The sequence below is a fragment of the Sutcliffiella horikoshii genome, assembly GCF_021991925.1.
Lineage (GTDB): Bacteria > Bacillota > Bacilli > Bacillales > Bacillaceae_I > Sutcliffiella_A > Sutcliffiella_A horikoshii_F.
Genome location: NZ_RXZI01000002.1, coordinates 719,653 through 743,157 on the forward strand (window position 1 = coordinate 719,653; position 23,505 = coordinate 743,157).

Annotated in this window: 26 protein-coding genes; 15 read left to right on the plus strand and 11 right to left on the minus strand. The window is 41.4% G+C overall.

What is annotated here, in order from left to right:
- Positions 1-3: 3 nt before the first annotated feature.
- The gene (locus tag EKQ44_RS08845) at positions 4-240 is read right to left on the minus strand and encodes a NifU family protein (RefSeq protein ID WP_010196573.1); all 237 of its coding nucleotides are present in this window, start codon (positions 238-240) and stop codon (positions 4-6) included.
- 166 nt (positions 241-406) lie between these two features.
- On the opposite strand from EKQ44_RS08845, the gene EKQ44_RS08850 reads away from it, so the two are divergent.
- On the plus strand, positions 407-733 hold the full coding sequence (locus EKQ44_RS08850; RefSeq protein ID WP_237663175.1) for a YuzD family protein: 327 nt from the start codon (positions 407-409) through the stop codon (positions 731-733).
- 231 nt (positions 734-964) lie between these two features.
- Here the strand turns inward: EKQ44_RS08850 and EKQ44_RS08855 are convergent, their stop codons facing one another.
- A complete protein-coding gene (locus EKQ44_RS08855) occupies positions 965-2,032 on the minus strand; it encodes an NAD(P)/FAD-dependent oxidoreductase (protein WP_237663176.1) in 1,068 nt (355 codons plus the stop codon).
- A gap of 355 nt (positions 2,033-2,387) precedes the next feature.
- Here EKQ44_RS08855 and EKQ44_RS08860 point away from each other — a divergent pair, with 355 nt between their 5' ends.
- Positions 2,388-2,627 (plus strand): YuzB family protein, encoded by a 240-nt coding sequence (locus EKQ44_RS08860; protein ID WP_237663333.1) that lies wholly within the window; start codon positions 2,388-2,390, stop codon positions 2,625-2,627.
- A gap of 64 nt (positions 2,628-2,691) precedes the next feature.
- Here EKQ44_RS08860 and EKQ44_RS08865 read toward each other — a convergent pair whose 3' ends face one another.
- Positions 2,692-3,384, minus strand: a complete 693-nt coding sequence (locus tag EKQ44_RS08865; RefSeq protein WP_237663177.1) for a DUF2225 domain-containing protein — start codon at positions 3,382-3,384, stop codon at positions 2,692-2,694.
- Between the two features lie 301 nt (positions 3,385-3,685).
- Here EKQ44_RS08865 and EKQ44_RS08870 point away from each other — a divergent pair, with 301 nt between their 5' ends.
- The 4 genes from EKQ44_RS08870 to EKQ44_RS08885 all read left to right on the plus strand — a co-directional run bounded on the left by EKQ44_RS08870 (position 3,686) and on the right by EKQ44_RS08885 (position 7,374).
- Complete coding sequence (locus tag EKQ44_RS08870; protein ID WP_237663178.1) at positions 3,686-4,921, plus strand: NupC/NupG family nucleoside CNT transporter; 1,236 nt, start codon at positions 3,686-3,688, stop codon at positions 4,919-4,921.
- Positions 4,922-5,243: 322 nt separating this feature from the next.
- Complete coding sequence (gene dapF / locus EKQ44_RS08875; RefSeq protein WP_237663179.1) at positions 5,244-6,098, plus strand: diaminopimelate epimerase; 855 nt, start codon at positions 5,244-5,246, stop codon at positions 6,096-6,098.
- Between the two features lie 114 nt (positions 6,099-6,212).
- A complete protein-coding gene (locus EKQ44_RS08880; RefSeq protein WP_168865302.1) occupies positions 6,213-6,575 on the plus strand; it encodes a HesB/IscA family protein in 363 nt (120 codons plus the stop codon).
- 133 nt (positions 6,576-6,708) lie between these two features.
- On the plus strand, positions 6,709-7,374 hold the full coding sequence (locus tag EKQ44_RS08885) for a hypothetical protein (RefSeq protein WP_237663180.1): 666 nt from the start codon (positions 6,709-6,711) through the stop codon (positions 7,372-7,374).
- A 56-nt stretch (positions 7,375-7,430) separates the two neighbouring features.
- On the opposite strand, the gene EKQ44_RS08890 is transcribed toward EKQ44_RS08885, so the two are convergent.
- Both EKQ44_RS08890 and EKQ44_RS08895 read right to left on the minus strand, forming a co-directional pair.
- Positions 7,431-7,964, minus strand: a complete 534-nt coding sequence (locus tag EKQ44_RS08890; protein ID WP_237663181.1) for a hypothetical protein — start codon at positions 7,962-7,964, stop codon at positions 7,431-7,433.
- Positions 7,965-8,107: 143 nt separating this feature from the next.
- Positions 8,108-9,100: an NAD(P)/FAD-dependent oxidoreductase gene (locus tag EKQ44_RS08895; protein WP_237663182.1), complete on the minus strand. Its 993-nt coding sequence runs from the start codon at positions 9,098-9,100 to the stop codon at positions 8,108-8,110.
- Positions 9,101-9,518: 418 nt separating this feature from the next.
- Between EKQ44_RS08895 and EKQ44_RS08900 the strand changes: the two genes are divergently transcribed.
- The 5 genes from EKQ44_RS08900 to EKQ44_RS08920 all read left to right on the plus strand — a co-directional run bounded on the left by EKQ44_RS08900 (position 9,519) and on the right by EKQ44_RS08920 (position 13,027).
- Positions 9,519-10,736 carry an NAD(P)/FAD-dependent oxidoreductase gene (locus EKQ44_RS08900; protein WP_205831689.1) on the plus strand — a complete coding sequence of 406 codons (1,218 nt, stop codon included), beginning with the start codon at positions 9,519-9,521 and terminating at the stop codon, positions 10,734-10,736.
- A 99-nt stretch (positions 10,737-10,835) separates the two neighbouring features.
- Entirely contained in the window at positions 10,836-11,315 is a 480-nt protein-coding gene (locus EKQ44_RS08905; protein WP_237663183.1) for an NUDIX domain-containing protein, read from the plus strand.
- Positions 11,316-11,489: 174 nt separating this feature from the next.
- Complete coding sequence (locus tag EKQ44_RS08910; protein ID WP_157860702.1) at positions 11,490-11,612, plus strand: YuiA family protein; 123 nt, start codon at positions 11,490-11,492, stop codon at positions 11,610-11,612.
- A gap of 156 nt (positions 11,613-11,768) precedes the next feature.
- Entirely contained in the window at positions 11,769-12,098 is a 330-nt protein-coding gene (locus tag EKQ44_RS08915) for a YuiB family protein (RefSeq protein WP_237663184.1), read from the plus strand.
- Between the two features lie 218 nt (positions 12,099-12,316).
- Positions 12,317-13,027 (plus strand): 3D domain-containing protein, encoded by a 711-nt coding sequence (locus tag EKQ44_RS08920; RefSeq protein WP_237663185.1) that lies wholly within the window; start codon positions 12,317-12,319, stop codon positions 13,025-13,027.
- An 87-nt stretch (positions 13,028-13,114) separates the two neighbouring features.
- Here EKQ44_RS08920 and EKQ44_RS08925 read toward each other — a convergent pair whose 3' ends face one another.
- A complete protein-coding gene (locus EKQ44_RS08925; protein ID WP_237663186.1) occupies positions 13,115-13,924 on the minus strand; it encodes a cobalamin-binding protein in 810 nt (269 codons plus the stop codon).
- A 15-nt stretch (positions 13,925-13,939) separates the two neighbouring features.
- Positions 13,940-14,422 carry a divergent PAP2 family protein gene (locus tag EKQ44_RS08930; protein ID WP_237663187.1) on the minus strand — a complete coding sequence of 161 codons (483 nt, stop codon included), beginning with the start codon at positions 14,420-14,422 and terminating at the stop codon, positions 13,940-13,942.
- A 171-nt stretch (positions 14,423-14,593) separates the two neighbouring features.
- Here EKQ44_RS08930 and EKQ44_RS08935 point away from each other — a divergent pair, with 171 nt between their 5' ends.
- The 3 genes from EKQ44_RS08935 to EKQ44_RS08945 all read left to right on the plus strand — a co-directional run bounded on the left by EKQ44_RS08935 (position 14,594) and on the right by EKQ44_RS08945 (position 18,326).
- Positions 14,594-14,974: a DUF309 domain-containing protein gene (locus tag EKQ44_RS08935; protein ID WP_237663188.1), complete on the plus strand. Its 381-nt coding sequence runs from the start codon at positions 14,594-14,596 to the stop codon at positions 14,972-14,974.
- A gap of 63 nt (positions 14,975-15,037) precedes the next feature.
- Positions 15,038-16,543, plus strand: coding sequence for a leucyl aminopeptidase (locus EKQ44_RS08940; RefSeq protein WP_237663189.1), 1,506 nt, complete (start codon positions 15,038-15,040; stop codon positions 16,541-16,543).
- Between the two features lie 451 nt (positions 16,544-16,994).
- Positions 16,995-18,326: a Na+/H+ antiporter family protein gene (locus EKQ44_RS08945; RefSeq protein WP_237663190.1), complete on the plus strand. Its 1,332-nt coding sequence runs from the start codon at positions 16,995-16,997 to the stop codon at positions 18,324-18,326.
- A gap of 52 nt (positions 18,327-18,378) precedes the next feature.
- Here the strand turns inward: EKQ44_RS08945 and EKQ44_RS08950 are convergent, their stop codons facing one another.
- Positions 18,379-18,975, minus strand: coding sequence for a biotin transporter BioY (locus EKQ44_RS08950; RefSeq protein ID WP_237663191.1), 597 nt, complete (start codon positions 18,973-18,975; stop codon positions 18,379-18,381).
- 174 nt (positions 18,976-19,149) lie between these two features.
- Between EKQ44_RS08950 and EKQ44_RS08955 the strand changes: the two genes are divergently transcribed.
- Complete coding sequence (locus EKQ44_RS08955) at positions 19,150-19,389, plus strand: YueH family protein (protein WP_237663192.1); 240 nt, start codon at positions 19,150-19,152, stop codon at positions 19,387-19,389.
- A gap of 358 nt (positions 19,390-19,747) precedes the next feature.
- Here EKQ44_RS08955 and rodA read toward each other — a convergent pair whose 3' ends face one another.
- From rodA to EKQ44_RS08970, 3 genes are all read right to left on the minus strand, one after another.
- Complete coding sequence (rodA, locus tag EKQ44_RS08960) at positions 19,748-20,914, minus strand: rod shape-determining protein RodA (RefSeq protein WP_237663193.1); 1,167 nt, start codon at positions 20,912-20,914, stop codon at positions 19,748-19,750.
- The gene (ftsW, locus tag EKQ44_RS08965; RefSeq protein WP_237663194.1) at positions 20,890-22,038 is read right to left on the minus strand and encodes a putative lipid II flippase FtsW; all 1,149 of its coding nucleotides are present in this window, start codon (positions 22,036-22,038) and stop codon (positions 20,890-20,892) included. Before ftsW ends, rodA begins: the two co-directional genes overlap by 25 nt.
- A gap of 586 nt (positions 22,039-22,624) precedes the next feature.
- Positions 22,625-23,497, minus strand: coding sequence for an ABC transporter ATP-binding protein (locus EKQ44_RS08970; protein WP_237663195.1), 873 nt, complete (start codon positions 23,495-23,497; stop codon positions 22,625-22,627).
- Positions 23,498-23,505: the final 8 nt, after the last annotated feature.

Consider the following 23,505-nt stretch of genomic DNA (forward strand, 5'->3'; position numbering starts at 1 on the left):
TGATTAGAATACTTGCTCTACTTCGATGATGCCTGGTACTTCTTCAAGTAATGCACGCTCAATACCAGCTTTTAATGTGATAGTGGAACTTGGGCAAGAACCGCATGCACCTAAAAGACGCAACTTTACAATGCCATCTTCCACATCTACTAATTCACAGTCCCCTCCGTCACGAAGAAGAAATGGACGTAATTTATCTAGTACTTCCTGAACTTGCGCATTGATTTCCGGGTTAGACATAAGTTATCGCTCCTTTCCTTACATAATTCTATTATAAAGAAAACCTCCAAAAAAATCTATGACTCTGCACTGGGTCTTTTTAGGAAATCGAAATTAATTCCATGAAAAAGTAAGCGTTTTACGGTAAAATGGAGAAAATGCTGTGAATGTTGGGGGATGTCGCCTTATGAAGAAAACGGTAGAAATTTGTGTGTATGGTGCAGAGGTGCTTTGCCCAAGCTGTGTCAACCTGCCATCATCGAAAGAGACATATGAATGGCTGGAGGCGGCAGTGGCAAGAAAATTCCCAGAACAGGAATTCACCATCTCCTATATAGATATTTTCAACACGCAGGAATGTGACGGAGACAAGAAAGAATTCGCCACAAGAGTCGTGGAAGAGGATATGTTTTATCCGGTAGTAGTGATTGAAGGAGAGATTGTGGGTGAAGGAAACCCTAAGTTAAAAACAATCTACTCTGAAATGGAAAAGCACGGATACGTGGCGTCGTAAAAGGCTGGTTTCGTATACCTTATTGCTTTTCGTAGTCTTCAACTATCCGTTATATTCCTTACTATCGTGCTCTTTTCCTAGCTGTACGGAATAGAATGTGTGCCTATTTAAAAGTAGGCAAGCTGTAAAAAGTCCAATTGCCGACTTTTTACTAGGGAATAGCAACAAACTTTGAGAAAAGAGCCTTGTAAAAAGAAACCCCATAAGTCGTTAAACTTATGGGGTTTCTTTTTATCCATTATGATATTTATACATCCACAAGATACCAGATTTCAGTAGCCTTGCAACGCGGCCTGTCAGTGGACGTTCGTTTACGAGTCCGAAGCCGTGTTTTTTCCCAAGTGACCCAAGTACACCTTTTAGCTTGATGGCAGGAAATTCTTCAGGAGGTGTTTCTCCGTTCCAGCGCTTCATTAATACTTGGACGATTTGTTCTGCTTGTCCTTCCGCCAGCTGGGCGCTTGGAGCGTGGGGAAGGCTTGCACAGTCGCCGACAACATAGACGTTTTCATGACCAGGAATGTTATGCTGCTTTGTCAGTACGACACGTCCCTGTCCATCTTTCTCTACTTCAAGATCTCGAACTACTTTATTCGGCTGAATTCCAGCAGTCCAAACAATAACATCGCAATGTACCGGTTCGTCATGGTTATAGAGGGTATTCTCTTCCACACGGGTAATGTTGGAACCGTTCACTACCTCCACGCCGTGCGTCTCAAACCAATTCTGTACATACTTGCTAAGTCTTTCCGGGAAGCTTGATAGGATGATTTTTCCACGGTCAAATAGTTTAATGGTTAAGTCGGGACGGCTTTCACGCAGTTCACTGGCAATTTCAACTCCGCTTAATCCACCTCCGACAATAGCTACGACTTTGTTGGCAGGCAAATCATTTAACGCCTGGTATGCTTTTCTGGATTTATTGATGGTCTGGATACTGTATGTGTATTCTTCCGCCCCAGGAATATCATGATATTTATCCTCACAGCCAAGTCCGATGATCAGATCGTCAAAAGAAAGGGTGCTCTGATCTTCAAAGTGAACCATTTTCTCTTCCATATCCACTTTTGTAACTTCCCCATATTTGACAGAAAGCCTTTCATGTTCTGGAAAAGTGACACGTACATGATGGTCTGAAATCGTTCCCGCAGCTAACGCATAAAATTCCGTTTTCAAACTATGGTAGGGAGCCCTGTCCACTAGCACAATTTCAGTATCAGATGGTAATTGATTAGGTAGCAGACGGTGAAGAATACGCATTCCACCATAACCTGCGCCAAGCACAACAAGTTTTTTCATAGCAGCTAAAACCCCTTTTCAAGCTAGTAAAGTCTTCATAATATAATGAACGCACACCGATTTAAAGGTGTTTTTGGAATATAATAGTAGGAATCTAGTAATATTTAATAGTTTTATGTGAAGAAAAATACATATTATGATACAATTGCGCTTTCATTTGACAAAATGTATAACACGATTAAATAAAATAACATTAAAAGTATATCGAAATTATGACAAAATAACAACATTCTTTCAGAAAATAGTTCAGCTTTCGCTAAGTATCTCCATTATCAGCAAGCGTCCAAAAAATACGCTTGATAATTGACGTTTTAAGGAAAAAAAGGTAGCATGAAAGGGCAATAGAGGGGTGAAAATAGTGAAGCCGATCATCGAATTTTGTATAAGCAATCTAGCCAGTGGTTCACAAAAGGCAAGAGAAGTATTGGAAAAAGATCCAAATCTGGATATAGTGGAATATGGATGTCTAGGTTATTGCGGTAAATGCTTCGACACGCTTTTTGCGCTTGTGAACGGTGATGTCGTCTCGGGTGAAACGCCGGATGAACTGGTGGACAACATATATATCTATTTGGAAGAAAACCCAATGTTTTAATGGGGCTCGTTACGCATAAAAAAGCAAGGAACCGTCCATGTGGTTCCTTGCTTTTTATTTATTCTTAGCTTGTAGCCTGCAGCTTAGTGGCAGTCCGGATTTCATACCAGCGTTCTCTTGCTTTTTCAACTAGCCGCTTTTCCTTTTCTTTTGTTTTATGCTGGATGACCAATTGAAAATAGCGGAATGCCTGCCTTTCGTTTTCGAGCCTGGTGTGAAGATCTCCAATAAAATAAAGGAGCTTTATTTCGGACATTTCTTTTTCTTCAAAATCCCCTGTGGAATAAGAGATTTCGAATTGTTCTACTGCAAGTTTGAGAAATCGTTGTTCCTGGGTGGTGTTTTTTTCAACGGTACGGTAGATCCAAGCAAGTCGAAGATATAGACCTGCCATGACGATAGCCGTCTCTTTCTTTATTATTCCAGAATATATACCCAGCTTGTAGGCATTGATGGCGGTTTTGACCGTCCGTGTCTGACCAAAGTCTTTGAATTGCCAATGTTTTTGTATTTTTGTCCGGATTGCCTGAAGAGATTCTGCCGTGAACTTGTTGCTAAATTCATCTGTGACAGCATATCCACAATGGGGACAGACAGATACATAATAGAGGAGAGGGTTTGTCTCTTCGGAGTGGTAAGTGGAGCAAAAATCCGTGTCATGTGTTAGAGGGCGAATATAACGGGATTTTACTTTCAATGTACTATATGAATGATTGCAATTACCACATGAAATATCGCGTTTATAATATTGTTCCATCCAAACACCCTTCCTTGATAATTTAATACAAAAGTACCATAAATACTCTCAGGTAACAACTTTAATGATTCTATATACCTACATTTAAAGCGTGTTTTTTTCCTTGACTATACATTATTTTGTAAAAGTTGGGTAATTTATTTAAGAGGACCTTGGTTTGATAACGGTTTTGTTCCATCTGTTACATTTTTACAGAAAAAAAGTTCTTTCAAACGCTTTCATTTCGTAGTAAAGTGTTAATGTGATAGTTAGATGTCTGACGACAAACAACTTGCAGAAATTTCAAATAGAGGTGAATTTTATGAATAATATCCTTTGGGGATTAATGGGGATTGCCGTTATTTTTGTAATCGCATTCCTACTTTCAGAAAACAAAAGAAAGATCAAGATCCGCACTATTTTAGGCGGTTTAGCTATTCAATTGTTATTTGCTTTTATCGTTTTAAAGTGGGAGTTTGGTCGTAAAGCTTTCCTTGGCTTGACTGAACTAGTTCAAAATATCATCAATTACGCAAACGAAGGAATTGGATTCCTCTTCGGTCCTGTACTAGGTAACCCTGGCGCAGAAGCGACTGGTTTTGTATTCGCGTTTCACGTATTGACGATCATCATTTTCTTCTCTGCTTTAATTTCTGTTTTATATTACCTTGGTATCATGCAAATTGTCATTCGCTTCCTTGGTGGCGGACTTGCAAAACTTTTAGGGACAAGCAGAACAGAATCCCTATCCGCTTCCGCTAACATTTTCGTTGGTCAAACAGAAGCACCTTTAGTTATCCGTCCTTATATCGCAGGCATGACAAAATCTGAATTGTTCGCGGTCATGACAGGTGGACTAGCATCTGTAGCCGGTTCTGTATTGTTTGGTTATGCGGCACTTGGAATTCCTTTGGAGTACCTATTGGCAGCTAGTTTCATGGCAGCTCCTGGTGGATTGATTATGGCAAAAATGCTTATTCCTGAAACGGAAGAACCAAAAACAGATCCAAATGCCCAAATCGGTGAATCTGAAGATGACAGAGCGACTAATGTCATTGATGCTGCTGCTCGCGGTGCATCTGACGGTTTAAAACTTGCACTTAACGTTGGTGCGATGCTACTGGCATTTATCGCATTGATTGCACTTATCAACGGTATTCTTGGTGGAGTAGGTGGTTGGTTCGGTGCTGATAACTTCTCCTTAGACTTTATCCTTGGTTATCTATTCGCGCCATTGGCGTTCGTAATCGGTATCCCTTGGAGTGAAGCGGTAGCGGCTGGTAACTTGATCGGTCAAAAACTTGTATTGAACGAGTTTGTTGCATACTCTACATTCTCTGCACAGCTAGATATATTCAGTGATAAGTCCATCGCGGTCATTTCTTTCGCACTGTGTGGATTCGCGAACCTTTCTTCCTTGGCAATTTTACTTGGTGGTCTTGGGAACTTAGCTCCAAGCCGTCGTCCGGATATTGCAAGATTAGGGTTCCGTGCAATCATCGCAGGTACGCTTTCTAACCTGTTAAGTGCTGCGATTGCTGGTATGTTCTTGTTCTAAAAATGAGAGATCCACTCGTCTATATATGTAGGCGGGTGGATTTTTTTAAAAAAATTGGATGAAGACCTATTAGAGAAGATATTCGTGCGATAGAGGTCTTCATAAGTGGAATGAAAATCTTCTGGGGAAGATTCCTGAGCAAAAGGAGTCTTCACCTTTATAATCCTTCTATCATAACCAGAAAAACCCATGTTATCATGCTTTGCTAGAAGCATTCGATACATGGGTTTTTCATATAAAACGGGGGATATTTCTATTGTGTTCACTCCTTTATGTATTTATACTTGAAGAAATAAATTATTTTTGGAGGAATAGTAAAAAAATGCGCTCCTTTGAATTCACCAAGATGCACGGACTAGGAAACAACTATATATATGTGAATATGTTTGAAGAAAAGTTAAAAGAAGAAGAGTTATCAAATCTTGCCGTCAAGGTGGCAAACATCCATACCGGAATCGGATCTGATGGGATGATTTTGATATGTCCTTCAGAGATAGCGCCAGTTAAAATGCGAATCTTCAATAACGATGGATCCGAAGGAAAAAACTGTGGGAATGGTCTTCGCTGTGTGGCAAAATATGCTTACGAGCACGGAATCGTTCAGACAGAGATTTTTAAAATTGAAACACTTTCAGGACTAGTGGAAGCCGAAATGGAAGTGGCAGAAGGAAAGGTTACTTCTGTAACAATCGACATGGGAGAACCAAGGCTCTCTACAAAGGAAATTCCGATACTAATGGAGGAAAAAGAAGCCCTAGTTGCGGAACCATTCACAGTGGACGGAGAAACTTACGAAATAACCACAGTGTCCATGGGGAACCCACACGTTATTTTTTATCTGGATGATATAAAAGATGCTCCTCTAACGACCCTTGGTCCTGTAGTAGAAAAGGATTATCGCTTTCCTGAGGGGGTAAATGTGGAGTTCGTCGAGGTTGTCGCAGATGATGAGTTGCACTTCCGCGTTTGGGAGAGAGGTTCTGGCATCACCCAGGCATGTGGTACAGGTGCATGTGCTGCAGTAGTGGCGTCTGTCCTGAACAACAAAACGGCCCGTGACAAGGAAACGGTCGTTCATCTGGCAGGGGGAGACCTCTTTATCACATGGACGAAGGAAGGATCGGTTAAAATGCGCGGTCCTGCAGAAGTCATTTGTACAGGATCTTTCTATTATTAATCACAATGGCTTGTTCCTTTTGCATATACTATTAAAGCAGTAAGTTTGAGCAGACTTCCGTTTCACGATATAATGAAGCTAATGGAACTGGAAATACATTGGGAGGTGTAATATATGAGTGATGTCATTACCATAACAGAAGCAGCAGCTTTTCAAATAAAAGATATGATGAAAGAACACGGCGATGAATCCGTCTTTTTACGTGTGGGCGTGAAAGGTGGAGGGTGTAGCGGTCTTTCTTACGGTATGGGCTTTGAAGAAGAAAAAGGCGAAAAGGACATCGAACTGGAACAGCACGGAATCAAAATCTTAATCGATGCTGAAAGCAAGCCAATTCTTCAAGACGTAAAAATTGATTTCAAACAATCCATGATGGGCGGCGGATTCACCATCGACAACCCGAACGCCATCGCTAACTGTGGCTGTGGTTCTTCCTTCCGTACAGCGACAAACACCGGTACACCGGAGGAATGTTAAATTAAAAGTCAAAAACTTGGGTAGCCTGTCAGGTTATCCAAGTTTTTTTGTTGTGATTATTTTCCAAAATTATGAAACCAACTGCCACCTTAAACCGTCTATATAGTTAGGGATAAAAAGAGGAGTGGTCGCAGTGAAAGGGAAAAGGAGCATGACAATTATTCTTTTGTCGGCACTAGGATTTGCAAGTATCGGTACTTCCTGTCAAGGAGTGGATACACAGGCCAGTGAGTCATACCAACTTCATTCAATAAAACCAACGAATGTCCGCATGGCGATACCATCTACTACATTTTTCATAGATAGCAATCAAGCAGAAGAAGGTACGGAAGGCCGTACGGAGACAGTAGAAAAGCCAATTGAGGCTCCTCGTGAAGATCCTCCTGAACCTGACACAGTTGACCATAACGAAGATGAGGTAGAAGAGCAGACTGAAACTGTCACCATCGGAGACTACACCTACCATAAAATAAATGACGATAGATTTACGAAAACAATAGCCATTGCAGAAAAGTATGGTGCCGACCTTTATGGGATTCCGGAATCTGACGGATTCATGATCTACCATAAGACAGAAGGAATTTTACTTTCTATGAGTACAGGGGCGGCAGTTGCAGAGCTTGCAAATGCAGATGTATTAATGGATTATTTTTCTACCGGCGATTGGACAGAGTATACGGGGATAGTGGAAGGGATTAAACACGTTCTGCAAACTGGGGAAGAAATTAATGTAGATCTTGGGGATTATGTAGGATATCTCATCAGCCTCGATAATGGCAGGATTGTTGTGTTTTGGTAGATGTATAAAACAAGAAAAGCACCTTTCCAATAGAGAGGTGCTTTTTGCATGCATATTTATTTTGTACTTTTCCAGCGGTAGAAGAAGCATGCGCCTAGAACAAGTGCCACTCCTAGGGTACCGATAACTGCATTTTGTGTGGAGAAACTAGCGAATGGCTTTGTATCATCTGTCGGAACAGTTCCTTTCCCAAGTTCCTTTAAGTCGGACTGGGCGTGAGCAAGCTCTGCTGTTCTTGAACAAAGGTATGTGGTGTATTCTCCATCCTCCAAATGGGCATAAACCAAGTATTCTTTGTCTTGTTCAAAATTAACCCCACATGCCGCGGAGTCCATGGCAGTGTAAATAACTACTTCCTTTGTGTTGACACCTTTCCATGTACTTGACACGCTTAACTTTACTTGTGTTGTACTGTTGTATTTTTCATTTACATCTAACACTTTTCCTGTGAATACGGCATCCATTTTTGCCAGTTCCTCTTGCGGCGTACCCGGTGGCAAGCAGGAACATGCATAGCCTGTTGATGAGAAGAACGGTAGGGATAGGATAGTGAGGAGAAAAGAAAGAACAGCAACTTTGAAGAATTTCATTTGGCTGATCACCTCATTAGGTTTGTTATTAGGTTAGACGTTGAGTGTTGGTGGAAGGTTACAGGCGAAAAGAATTATTGGTTTACTAATCAAAAAAACCAACCCTTATTTCCACAAGGGTTGGCTGCACTTTCATAGTCGGTTTAGAATAAACTAGTACTATGAAGCGGTTGTACTTTCGCTTTTGGATCGATATAAGATTTTGCATTGTTTACGGCAGTTGGTGCTTCACCAAAGCCACAAGCAATTAGTTTCACTTTTCCTTCGTATGTGCAGATATCACCAGCTGCATAGATTCCGGAGATGTTCGTTTCCATTTTGGAGTTGACCACTATGGAATTCTTTTCGATTTCAAGTCCCCAATCCTTGATAGGACCAAGAGAGGAAACGAATCCATAGTTGACAATAACATCATCCACATCCAACACTTCACGATCTTCGGATTTCACTTTTTCGAGGACAACCTGATTGATTGCGTTGTCGTCACCGATTAGTTCTGCCGGAACGTATGGCGTTTTGATTTCCACTTTGGAATTCATTAGTGTCTCCACGCTGTGCTCATGTGCACGGAACTTGTCACGACGATGTACAAGTGTCACTTTCTCAGCAATCGGCTCTAGCATTAGTGCCCAGTCAACTGCAGAATCTCCGCCACCAAATACCACGACTTTTTTACCGGCAAACTTATTCATATCATCAACAAAGTAGTGGATGTTCTTGTTTTCGTAATCCGTTGCGTTTTCAAGCTCAAGACGGCGTGGTTGGAAGGCTCCATTGCCTGCTGTGATGATAACGGCTTTGGAATAATGGGTTTCTTTATCCGTCACAATTTTAAAGGTGCCATCGCCCATTTTTTCAAGAGTTTGAACGGATTGCTCCAATGCAACCGTTGGCTCAAATTTGGCCATTTGCTCCTTTAGGTTGTTGATTAATTCTTGTGCACGGATCTTCGGGAATCCGGCAATATCATATATGTACTTTTCAGGGTATAACGCGGATAACTGCCCACCCAATTGTGGTAGACTTTCAATGATTTTGACGCTTGCCTGCCTCATACCTCCGTAGAAAGCAGTGAATAATCCTGTAGGACCTCCACCAATGATGGTGATGTCAAATACTTTTTGCTCTTCGCTCATCTGTACCTATCCCCCTAAACGATTGTTTACTTTCTTTCTTTATCATAGCATAATTTTCTCACAATTTCTGTTTTCAACCTTAGAAAAAGGGGAACATATACTGAAAATAGGTAGAAGTTTTGGAATACAAAGGATAGTTATAACAGAGATTGCCTATTTTCCGAATATTTTAAAGCTTTTTAAACTATGATTTTGTCTTGAAAAAAAGACCGAAAAAGAATATGATGGTATGTAGGTTAAGTTTCTTTGTGACAAATTTCGCACTTTTTTGCCGTCCGTATTCGTGAAGTATTTCACAATCATTTATTTCTAATAAATTTTATCTTTATAGTGGATAGTAAGAATGGGTATAGTGAGATTTGTTTCATGTCTTCATATTTATTTTATAAAAAATTTCAATATAAAAGGTGTGATTCATTTGAAAAAGCCAAGTATAGTTATTTTAGGTGCAGGTTACGGTGGACTTGTAACGGCTGTTCGTCTTCAAAAAATGATCGGTGTCAATGAGGCCGATATCACGTTAGTAAACAAAAACGACTATCATTATGAGTCTACATGGTTACATGAAGCGTCTGCAGGTACATTGCCAGCTGATCGCACTCGTTACAAGATTTCCGATGTTATCGATCGCAGCAAGGTCCACTTCTTACATGACACAGTAACAGGCATCAACCGTGAAGCGAAAACTGTTGCGTTGACAAAGGGTGGAGAAATCTCTTACGACTACCTAGTAGTTGGTCTTGGGTATGAAGCAGAGACTTTTGGCATCAAGGGCTTGAAAGAGCATGCGTTCACTATTGCAAACCTAAATGTTGCTCGTAAGATCCGTGAGCACATCGAATATCAATTTGCTACTTACAACACAGAAGCGCACCGTCGCGACGATCGCTTGACAATCGTTGTTGGTGGAGCCGGATTTACTGGTATCGAGTTCCTTGGAGAACTTGTTAACCGTGTTCCTGAGCTTTGCCAAGAATTTGACATTCCTAAAGAAAAAGTACGCATCGTGTGTGTAGAAGCTGCACCGACTGTACTTCCTGGATTTGATCCAGAACTAGTGGAATACGCTGTAAACACACTTGAGCGTAAAGGCGTAGAATTCAAAATTGGTACAGCAATCAAAGAAGCGACAGAAGAAGGTATCATCGTTGCAAAAGACGAAGAAGTGGAAGAAATCAAAGCTGGTACAGTTGTTTGGGCTGCCGGTGTACGTGGAAACCATTTGGTGGAAGATTCCGGGTTCGAAAACATGCGTGGCCGCGTGAAAGTAGATCCTTACTTACGCGCTCCTGGACATGAGGATGTATTCATCGTTGGAGACTGTTCACTAATCATCAACGAAGAAATCAACCGTCCATATCCTCCAACTGCACAAATCGCGATGCAGCAAGGGGAAGTATGTGCGAAAAACTTGGCAGTATTGGTTCGTGGCCAAGGTGAATTACAAACCTTCACTCCTGATCTTAAAGGAACAGTTTGTTCTTTAGGTGAAGACGATGCAATCGGTGTAGTATTCGGTCGCAAAATCTGGGGCTCCAAAGCATCCTTCATGAAGAAAATGGTCGATAACCGTGCTCTTTACATGATTGGTGGAGCTGGACTTGTAATGAAAAAAGGTAAATTCAACGTATTATAAGATAAGTTTAGCAAAAGCTGCATGTTCAACAACATGTAGCTTTTCTTTTTTTCTTTTTTCCTGATACCATTAGATATAGATGGAAGGGGGAATGGTGCTATGGGGAAAAGAGAGAATGTTTGGCTGGCAGTTGCCGGAATTGTAGTTACCGATGACGGCAGGTGGCTTGTCGTTAAAAAACGCTACGGTGGTCTGAAAGGCAAGTGGTCCTTTCCTGCAGGGTTTGTGGAAGCGGATGAAACAGTGGATGAGGCGGTAAGGCGAGAGGTATTAGAAGAAACTGGAGTTAATGTGAAGGTGGAAGGTCTGGTGGGAGTAAGGTCTGGTGTCATCAAGGAGAAAATCAGCGACAATATGCTTCTGTTTTTATGTAGCCCACTACATACAAATGTGGTTTTTCAGGAAAGTGAACTCTCTGATGCTACATTTAAAACGCTAGATGAATTGGAGAATGACCCAGATTCTTCTCTCCTGATCCATTATTGTGCAAATCTTTCAAACCTATCTGTTTTAAAAGAAACAAGTGCCATGGATCCGGGACAAATCTTTCATTATAGCTCCTATAAGTTATTTTTCTAATAATTCTGTAAATTTAAGAAAAAGAAAGATATAAGTAGATTGGATGAGATGTATTCGCTTACATCATTCATTTCAGCCAAATTCGTCCCTTTCCTTTTCCCTTGGAAGGATGGTATATTATCAGAAAATTAAATTAAATTCTGTTTTGAGAAAAATCATCTGGAGGGATAGGGAATGAAAAATCAACTGCAAACAGAGAAAAAGGATTGCCCGTATTGCTCAGGTAAAGGATACTTTCAGTTATTGCTAGGCGGATCTGAAACTTGCTCCTGCTGTGGAGGAAGCGGAAGAAAATAGATTTCGTTTTACTCAGGCACAATCGCGTCCGTTCTACGATAGGTCAATTATGACGTATTTAGGACAATTGCGATTGTGTTTTTGTTTGTGTTCCAAAAGTAATTGACTCGTATCAACGCTTTCAGTACACTAAGAAAAGATGTGTAATGGAGGTGCTTGGTATTGAACATACCAATTTTACTTATATCTGTCGTTTTGTTTTTTGTGCTTTTCTTTGGGATTGGATTCCTTTTAAATATGTTATTGCGGATGTCCTGGATTATGGCCATCATATATCCTTTGGTTTGTGTATGGATCATTGCTCAGGATGATGTTAGACTGATCGATTATTTTAGACAGCCAGGTACCGCTTTGTCGACACTGGGTTCCGAGGTTGCTTCCCTACAGGTTGCAGATATCACCATTTTGATCAGCGGCTTTTTAGGAGCGATCTGCTCTGGTATCGTCATCAGGATGCTTCGCAAAAATGGATATCAAATGTTTTAATATTGAAAGAAGAATCGGTTCTATAACCGGTTCTTTTTTTTGTGTTTTTCTATAAAACAGTTGGTTTTCACAACAAGAATCTTGGTTACTTGCTGTAACTTTAAAGCCTCTATTTTATGGTAAATATCGTTACATATCACGCTAATCTCACAAAAAAAGGAATACTTTTTCTGAAAAGAGGGAAGGAATATCTTGTGAGAGGAGAGTGAGTGTATCACATGAAAACGGCGAAAATGATATGCCGAAGGTCTGTTATGGCGGTACTTTTTGTACTAGCATTGTCTGTTACCTTCCAATCCATATCAGGAGTTGAAGCATCAACCATTCACAATTGGCTAAAAGAGAACAATATATATGCCATTGATGGACAAGAAACAGAAGAAGACAAGGACGGCCTACTTAAAAGGATGGGGCTGAACTTCAAACAATTAAATTTCTTATCGGCAACGCCTACACTGGTTTCAGCAGAAGAAGCGATAGAGAAGCCATTAACACTAGAGGAACTAGATTGGGGCCAATATCCCACACATACAGTGCATGCAACAGGTTATACCGCTGGCTATGAATCAACAGGAAAGAATCCTGGCGACCCAAGCTATGGAATTACATACTCAGGACTTAAAGTCAAAAGGGACCTCTATTCTACCATTGCGGCAGATATCAATGTCTTTCCAATAGGGACTATCCTTTTCATCCCAGGATATGGGTATGGGGTGGTCGCTGATATTGGCGGGGCAATCAAAGGGAATAAAATTGACCTGTATTACGATACAGTGGATGACGTTTTCAATGATTGGGGCAAGCGTACCATTGATGTCTATATAGTTAAAAAAGGCGATGGTACATTGACTGAGGAAGAGTTGACACAATTGAATGAAGAAGAAAGCATGCAGGTGTTCCGTCAGCAATATAGGGGGAACGAGGAGTAGCATGGATAAAGCCGTACCTTTCAGGGTTTACCTGAGGGTACGGCTTTTTTTCACTTGAATCATCCTACTATCTGCATCAGTAACTGATCATTTCAATAAAGGATCGTCTCCCTTATACTCTGGATAGATAGTTGGATGGAGGAGGGAAGCTAGTTTCTGTAATCCCATAATTAGCCTTGGGGAAGGTCTGCAAAAGAGACTTTCTTCTAGTACATGGATGTTGGAATTCTGGATGGCATGGATGGTGTCGGCATGTTCCCGTTTCATTACATGCTTTGGGTTCATTTTTGACTCCTTTACCCCAACCCAGATCATACAAATCGCCTCAGGGTTCTTTTCCACCACTTCTGTCCATTCCGTCTGATAACTTGCGACATCTTTATCTGAGAAGATATTGACCGCTCCAGCCAGTTCACTTAGCTCTGTAAGCCAGTTGACCCTGCCAGGAGTGAAAATGGGCTTTGGCCACCATTCCCAATACAAGGATGGCGTATCGGTACATGCTGCCGCGTGTTGCTTGTATGTATGGATAATCTCATACATGGAGGAAGCAATCTCGTCCGCCTTAGCTGAAGTGTGTGTCAGTTCTCCCACCGTCAACAAGTCCCGCATAATATCTTCAAGCGATTGTGGATCAAGGACGATATGAGGAATCTTTCGTTCTTTGAGCCCTTGAACATTTCGCTCCATTCCCGGAACACTTAAGCTCGCTAATACCAGATCAGGTTCCAACGCTTCGAGTTTATCCATGTCAATATTCAAATCTGGTCCGAGTTTCGGGAGGCCAGAAACTGCTTCTGGCCAATCAGAGTAATTGTCCACTCCAACAAGTCTGCTAGTAAGGCCAAGATAATGAAGCAGTTCCGTATTGCTTGGACATATAGATATTAGACGCATCGTTTTCCACCTCCCCTACAAGCCATGAACCAAGTAATGCAACACGAGAGTCAATAAGATACCTGTTATCGCCCCGAAAAATACTTCAATCGGTTTATGGCCAAGCAGTTCCTTTAAATCTTTTACTTTCTCCTGCTCATCCATATTGGGCCATTTTTTGGTTTCTTCTACAAAGCGGTTAAAATCCCCCACAAGCTTATTCAATACAATCGCTTGCTCACCGGCGTGTCTTCTGACTCCGGTTGCATCGAACATGACAATGATGGCAAATACGGTTGCAACGGCAAAAATGGGAGAATCTAACCCGGTTTCAATCGCTACGCCTGTAGCCAATGCAGTAACGGCAGCAGAGTGGGAGCTCGGCATTCCTCCTGTACTTGTAATCAATGACCAATCAATTCTCCGAGTCCCGATATATTGAATGGGAACTTTTACAAATTGTGCAAATCCGATTGCTGCCAATGCAGCCCATAAAGGAAAATTAGAAAATAACTCCATCTGATAGAATCGTCCTTTCTCTACGGTTGTTTCTATTACTATACCCTTTCTTCCAGGTTGTAGCACATGAAGAAAGAGTATTATGTATAGACAATTTTCTTATTATTATGAATCATAATACAGGATTTGTTAAGATGTAGACAGGACAAATTAATTAAAGGGGCAGAAGAAATGGCAATATACCCGGAAGAATACTATGAATTTTTTGTCTCCTTCAATGAAGGGGATTATTATACCTGTCATGATTTGCTCGAAGAAATATGGATGACAGATAAAGAGAATTATTTTCTGAAAGGCTTATTGCAAATGACTGTTGCCATCTATCATTATGAATATGGGAATGTGAAAGGAGCTCGCTTAATGATGGAAGCCGGGCGGGTGTATATCCAAAAATACAGGCCAAAATATTGGGGGGTAGACCTCGAAAAGGTTCATCACTTCATCCTTCGTTGTATAGAGCTTATGCCGAAAAATATAGACCGTGTTCCATTTGAAGAGGTATCTTCCTTACCGCCGTTACCATCGCTGGTCCTTTTTTTAGAAGATGATTAGAAAGTCGAAATATTTCTGTAAGTTCGCTATAATAAAATTATAATAAACAGGAGGTGTAGTAACATGTTTGTCGTACATAATGAAGAGAGTTTCACAGAGCAGCAGGAGGCCATTGTAGTTGGCCTTTCCGAGAAACATAGTACATTAAGTGGTTTTGTAGGGGATCTGGATCAGCAATTGGAAGGCTATCTTTCACAGCTATTGAAGGATGGGGATGTGTCTGCCAAAAAAGGAAAGCTTGCAAGAATACATACATTTGGCAAAACCTCCTATAAAAGAATTTTTGTAGTGGGGACTGGCCGAGAAGAGAAACTTACTTTCGTAGAGTTACGTAAAGTTTTCGGTAAAGTCGGAAAAACACTTCAAGAATCAAAGCTCACACATGTTGTAGTGGCATTGGATACTTTTGTAACAGAAGATGTAGATGTATTAGATGCTGCCCACGCATTAGGGGAATCCATCCCTTTGTCCACCTATAAATATGATGGATATAAACAAAAATCCAATGAACCTGAAGTAAAACTAGAGCAGGTTATCTTGTTGACAGATCAGGATAAGGGAGAAGTAGAAGCCAGTGCACATGTAGGATATGTTTATGCAAAGGGGACGAACAGTGCCCGTACTCTCGTGAATCTGCCTGGGAACATGCTGACTGCAACTGATTTGGCAAACCATGCTGCCGGCTTGGCTGAGAAATACGGATTTGAACTGGAAATCCTTGAAAAAGACGAGATGGAAAAGCTCGGGATGGGTGCTTTGCTTGCCGTGAACAAAGGGTCAGTAGAACCTCCTAAGATGATTGTTCTGAAATATCAAGGAAAAGACGAATGGACAGATGTAATTGGCCTGGTTGGAAAAGGAATCACCTTTGATACTGGCGGATATTCCATCAAACCTAAAGACGGTATCGTAGGCATGAAATCGGATATGGGCGGAGCGGCGACGGTACTTGGTGCAATGGAAGCGATTGGCGAGTTGAAGCCAGATCAAAATGTATTGGCAGTTATCGCATCCACCGACAATATGATCAGTGGAAACGCCTTTAAGCCAGATGATGTCATCACTTCCATGAGTGGTAAAACAATCGAGATCCTGAACACGGATGCGGAAGGACGCCTAGTGCTTGCAGATGCTGTAACTTATGCGAAGCAGCATGGCGCCAATTATTTAGTTGACGTTGCCACACTGACAGGAGGAGTCATCATCGCACTTGGAAACCATACAACAGGGGCGATGACGAATGATGAAGCTTGGTTTGAAGAAGTGTTAGAAGCATCCCACGAAGCCGGGGAAGAAATGTGGCGCCTTCCAATTTTCGATCATGCAAAAGAACGTGTCCGTAACAGTAAGGTAGCGGACTTGAACAACTCTCCAGGTCGTGATGGCCATGCCATTTTTGCAGGAGCATTTATTGGGGAGTTTGCCGAGGGTACTCCATGGGTCCACTTGGATATCGCGGGTACCGCAACTTCAAAATCTGCCCATGATCTTGGACCAAGTGGCGGAACCGGAGCAATGGTAAGAACGCTTGTTACCTTGGTGGAGCGTTTTGGACAAGTGGAAGAATAAGAGTTCAATATTAACGTAGATAAATGCGCATCCTATTGCTAGGGATGCGTATTTCATTGTATAGACAAAGCTTAATATAATGATATTCTCTAGTTGATCGCAGTGGAAGGAGCGAAGACTCCTGCGGGAGGAAAGGACATGGAAGACCCCGCAGGGCATAGCCCGAAAAGGCTTCCGGACTGCCCGTGGAAAGCGAAGCTCCTGCAACGAAGATCAACTTTTCCAACAGTTAACCTAACTAGTTTATAGTTGTCAACAGTCTGAAATGCGCATCCTATTGCCAAGGATGCGCATTTTTATTTTCTCCTCCAAGCTTCCTAACTTTTCCGTTGACAGCTATTCCTACTCTATGTTATTTTATCTTTATGCTTTTTCGCTCTAATTCTCTAACGATTTAATTAACTAAAGTAAAAACCAACAAGATTCACATAATAGAAAGGACGTCTTTTTTATGAACGCAGTTATCATAGCCGTTTTGGTTATGCTCACACTGAGCTTACTTAGAATAAATGTAGTACTCGCACTAGTCACTGGTGCATTCATCGGTGGGATGGTCGGAGGTTTGGGCCTTGAAACCACCATCAATACGTTTACAGAAGGTCTTGGGGGGAATGCAGCGGTTGCCCTGAGCTATGCGCTCTTGGGAGCCTTTGCGGTAGCACTATCGAAAACAGGACTTCCAGATGCACTTGTGGAAAGTGCCATCAAGCTTGTCGGAACAAAAGGAGATACACGCAAAAAGGCATTATCCAAAGTACTTATCCTACTTATTCTTTTAGCGGTATCCATTATGTCACAGAATGTCATTCCGGTTCATATCGCGTTCATTCCAATATTAATACCGCCATTATTGAAAATACTAAACGAACTGAACATAGACAGAAGGTTGACAGCGACCATCATCACATTCGGTCTAACTGCGCCATACATCCTGTTGCCTGTTGGATTCGGTGGAATCTTCCATGATATCTTGAGAACAAATATGGGAGAGAGTGGACTGGATATCAGTTTGTCCTCCATTCCAACTGCCATGATGATCCCGGTTTCCGGTATGGTAGTGGGACTTTTAATAGCAGTATTCTTTAGCTATAGAAAGCCTAGAGCCTATGAACAAAAAGCTATAGCAGATCAGGAATCGGCTTCCTATACGTTTAAATCCATTGCCTTTGCATTGTTGGCCGTAGTAGTATCGCTTGTTACCCAAGTATACCTGACAGAAGTGGTTGGGGTTCAAGGAATGATTTATGGTTCACTTGTAGGGATCATCATCCTGTATATAGGGGGAGCGATGAAATTCAATGAAACAGATGTCATCTTAACATCCGGTATGCGTATGATGGCATTCATCGGGTTTGTCATGATTGCCGCTTCCGGCTTTGCGAGCGTATTAAGGGAGACGGGACATATTGAAACATTGGTATCCTCTTCTGCCGAGTGGATTGGATCTAATCAGCTGCTTGCCGCACTTGCCATGTTGACTGTGGGACTTCTTATCACAATGGGGATTGGATCTTCCTTCTCCACGATTCCCATCATTGCCGCAATCTTTGTTCCATTGTGTGCGGAGCTTGGTTTCAGTGCCATGGCGACCATTGCGATTGTTGGAACAGCAGCAGCGCTTGGTGATGCCGGATCTCCTGCATCAGACAGTACGCTTGGACCGACATCTGGTTTGAATGCAGATGGGCAGCATAATCACATTTGGGATACATGTGTACCGACTTTCCTGCATTACAATATCCCGTTGATTATATTTGGCTGTATTGCAGCAGTAATTTTATAAATCTATTAAAAGAAGCCAGGCTGCTTATCGTTGCAGCCTGGCTTCTTTTTTATTACGCAGCTTTGTGCTTATAAGGAGTTTTAGTTGTTTTATTTACCACATAATACAATTTAGTGGCAATGACCCCGCAGAAGATAGTAAATACAAAGTCCTTAACGGAAAACCATGCCATTGTTAGCCATGCTGTAGAATATGCCATGTCAGCTTCTAACACGTAATTGATAATCATGTACATGTAGTTTGTGCCAATGAAATAAATAAGAATGATTCCTACAAAAGATGCAAACATGAATGTTCCTGCATTAGGTTGTGACTTCTTTTCCACAATCAATCCGGCTACAAAGGCGGTAATGACGTAGGATAAAAGGAATCCGCCAGTCGGTCCGATGATAGGTGCGAATCCGGAACCGAATCCAGCAAAAACAGGAGCACCTGCGATCCCTACCAATAAATAAACAATCATCGATATGGCGCCTAGGCGTGAGCCAAGTAAAATACCTGCAAGCACACAGAAGAATGGTTGCATGGATAGTGGGACATTTCCGATTTGTAGAAATGGAATCCAAGATACAATGTTGGCACCGATAGCCATCAATGCCACAAACATAGCTGCATACGTGATATCCAATGTTGAAAGTGAACGTTTCATAATGTAAACCCCTTTGCTGTATGTAGTTAACAATAAAATGATAATCTAAAAGTCTAATAGATGTCAACAGCATTTTAAAGAAGGTTTACATATCGGATTATTAAACCTTGAATATTTCCTTTAGTCTAGCTAGAATATTCATAGCAAGAGAAAAGAAGGGGGGAGGGACCAACAATGAAGATAAGGAAAGCGAACTTACAAGTAGATACTTTCAGTGTGTACATACACGAAAATAAAAAAGAAGAACAAACGTTGATTGCCATACCATTTATCAAATGGTCCACGATAATTCCCTATGAAGAGGATAATATCGCTTTGAAGAAGCGTTTGGAAGGTGAGTTCCAATCTGCATTAGAAAGCGAAGACGCGACCCATCTTTCTTTAAAGATTGTACAGTGGGTAAGAGAGATGTGAGTAAGCAAAAGAAAAACACTTTTCCGCAAGCAGGGAAAAGTGTTTTTCTTTTTAAGAGGGTATGTCGTCGATCGGTCCGTGAAAATAGGGATGAGAACCTCGGTGGAGCGGATTATAGACTGGAGAAGTCTTCATATTATGTATGAGGACTTCCCTTTAGTGGATTATAGTCTAGAGAGGTCTTCATGAGAGGGATGAGGACCTCTGTGAAGAGATTTTCACTCTAGAGAGGTCCTCATAAAAGTAGAAAGAACCATAAATAGAAATAAGTAGTTGCTATTCTAACAAAATAAAACACCTTTCCAGTTGCTTAGTAGCAATCTTGGAAAGGTGTTTTTTTATCAATATGGTTATGAACCTAGTTAAACATAAACTTCTTTGTCCGATATTTGACACTCATGACAATTCCCATGGCTATCATATTGGTCAGCAACGCGCTTCCTCCATAACTCATAAATGGAAGTGCAAGCCCTGTAATAGGCATAAGGCCGATTGTCATAGCGATGTTCTGGAATATCTGGAAAGCCAATAGACCAATAACCCCTGTTACCAGGTAAGTACCATAAGGATTATCACAACTGATGGCAATGATGATCAAGCGATAAATCATAATAAAGTAAATGGAGATTACTAGAGTCGCTCCAACAAATCCAAATTCCTCCCCAATAAGGGCGAAAATGAAGTCCGTTTGAACCTCAGGTATACGTCCACTTTGTGATTGGACCCCTTCTAGCAATCCGCGTCCTGACACTTGGCCGGAGCCAATCCCCTTTAGGGCTTCTGTGAGCTGAAAGCCGAACGACGATGCATATTCTTCCCGCATCAACCAACCATAGATCCGCTCCAATTGGTGAGGCTTGATGAATTTGGAGAAAAGCTCAAAATGATTATTGTGCAGGTATACAAGCAAGGTCAACCCTGCCGTTCCGGCCCCGGCCAGTAAGGTTAGAATCCGCCAAGAAGCCCCGCTTATGAAGATCATGGTCACCATGATGGCTCCCACTACTAGTGCCGTCCCCAAGTCAGGTTGAAGCAGTATCAATCCGAAAGGCGGCAAAGAATAGATCAAGATTTTTATAACAACACTGATAGGTGTAACAGTCTCTAATTCGTGTTTTTCTTTGGCCCACTTGTAGATGACTCCTGCAAGCACCATAATCAGAAATATCTTCATGAATTCCGAAGGCTGTAATAGGAAGCCCCCCAGATTGATCCAGCGTTGTGATCCGTTTCTTACGGTACCGACAAAATGGACGGCGACTAGGAGGATCAGTCCAAGAAAATAAAAGGGAAGGGCAAGGTTTTCCAAAAGTTCATAATCAAAGAACATAACGGCAAACATAATTCCTATCCCAATGATATACCAAATGATCTGCCGTTTTACAAAATAATACGGGTCATCAGCAAAATATTGACCCGACGCACTATAAACAGCTACTAAACTGATAATAAATAGTAAAAACAGCAGAAATAACAGCGTATAATCAATACGACTATACTCTAGCTTGTTATTTTCTGTCCCCATGTTGATTCTGTCTCCTCTCTAGCTTCTCTCGCAATGGTGGCATGTTTCGATAAGTGGACTAGAATACCTGCTGCATAAATGGTAATGAGCAGGGAAGACCCTCCATAACTGATGAATGGCAGGGTAATACCCGTTATCGGCAAGACGCCGCTTACTGCTCCTGCATTAAAAAATACTTGGCTGCTGATTTGGAAGGTAATCCCGAATGCCAGCAATTTTCCAAAGGGATCTTTTAAAGCAACGCCAATCCTTACCCCACGTATTAAAACAATCAAGTAAAGAAGGAAAAGAAAAAGCACCCCAAAAATTCCTAACTCTTCCGAAATGACGGCAAGAATAAAATCCGTATGTGCCTCAGGAAGATACCCAAGTTTATGAATTCCCTGTCCAAGGCCTCTTCCCATCAAACCAGCATCCCCAATAGCAATAAAAGAATTCACCAATTGAAACCCAGTATCTGATTCATTGCCAAAAGGGTCGATAAAAGATGTGATCCTCTCAAGTCGGTATTTAGCAGTCGTGGCTAAAATAATGACTGCACCAGCTGCGACGGTTCCAAGCATCAGAATATGTTTCAGCTTGGCCCCGGAGCAAATCAAAATCGCTCCGCAAGCAACCAATATAGAAGTTCCGGTACCTAGGTCCGGCTGAAGTAAAATAAGGAAAAAAACAAGTCCTAATACTGCCAAGGGAGGAGCTACCCCTTGTTTGAATTGATGGATATATGGTTGTTTTCTGGCATACACCCTTGCAAAGTAAATAACCATGACCAATTTGGCGATTTCGGAAGGCTGTATGCGAATTCCTATGTCAATCCATCTTCTGGAACCATTCACATCAACGCCAATAAACGGAATCAATACGGCCAATAACATGAAAATAATCACTCCGACAAATAATGGAGTAAATTTCTCATAAAATTTATACTTAAGCATGGTTGCGCCGATAAACACGGGAATTCCTATCATGAGCCAGTCTTTCTGTTTGTTGAAGAAATAGGCGTAGTCTTCGTGCTGTTCATAACCAAGCAGCATGCCCGCACTATAAACCATGATCAACCCATATGTACATAACAGAATGATGGCTGTTATCAATATCCAATCGAGTTTTTTGAAATGTATCATTTTCTAGTACTCCTTTAAAAAAGGGCTGTTCTTGCATCTTTTTATATTTTGGTAGATTTTGTTTAGCCGGAGATGAAAAGATTCTCCCAATATAATTATACAATACAATAGCATTACAAAGATATTGGGAATATGTGAAACTTATGTAACATAAACGTTGTTCATTTACTCCAGTAATCCTTTTTTCTTCAGGTGTTTGCTTATCCGGAGGTCGGTCGCTTGAGTTAGAAGATAAGTCCACCAGGTACCCTCTGGGGAGTGTCCGAAATTCTCCCAATGGTTTAAATGTCCGAAGTTTTACGGTTCTTGTCCAAAATTGGACCTAAAGTGTCTGAACGAGATCTGAAGTGTCCAAACACCGTGGATTGCTGTCCGAACCATGCTTTTCATTTGTCCGAACAACTCCTTAAAGCTTCAAGAAATGGCTGAACCTAACAGAGGAGTGTCCGAAGGCTTTTTTAAGCAAATAAAAAATTGTTTTCTATAAGATTTTTTCGTATACCTTGCGACACCTATTGAAATCAACCACTAAAAACCTACCTATCTATAGTCCACTCCCGCACAGTTTCAAAAAAACAAAAAGAAGCTAGTTGATGGTAGCTTCTTTTGAGTATTTTCTGATGAAGAATGCATCTTCCATGGTGGGGGCGGTTGGTTCGAACCCGAGGGAGGGCTTTGTCTTGCTGGCACAGCGAACGATGAGTTTGTCTTTCATACGGCCAGCATAAACAATCAAATGGTTTTTAGAGAATTCGTTATAGTATTCCTCGTGGACTTCCCCGATCCATATCGGTAGTGGCAGTCCATGCCTCCACATCGTTTTACTTCCAAAAAATTGGACATTCCCTTTGTTCATCCATAAGACATCGTGGCAGATTGGCCCCCATTCGTTCAATTCATGGGTAGCAACAAGGATGACACAGTGTGGAGCAAGTTCTGCTATATAGTTTAACAAACTTTTCCGTTCATGGATATCCAAGAAGTTAAGTGGTTCATCAAGAAAAATATAGCTTGGTTTCCCAAGAAAAGCCTGTGCCAATGCTAAGCGTTGCTGCATTCCTTGGGAGAGCTTTTTTACTTTTGTTTTCTGTACATCCTCCAGGTGGAAGACCTTCAATAGTTCCTGTGTTTGCCTTCTTGAAAAGTCCTTACTCAATCCTTTTAGCTGCGACATATACAGAAGCAACTTTACAGGGGTGAAATCTGGATAGAGCTCGATGCCCGTCGGGACAAAGCCTATTTTACTTCTTACCGCTACAAGGTTTGAATCCATTGTATCTTTTTTGTAGGTAATGGTTCCCCTTGGGGCCTTGTTGGCGGTAGCCAGAAGATGAAGGAGCGTCGACTTTCCTGAACCATTATTCCCTACAAGGATGGTGATCCCATTCTGAAGGGTCAACTCTTCAATAGTTAAAGAAAAGTCTTTGTATTTCCAGACAATGTCTTGAATCTGTATCATTTTATCGC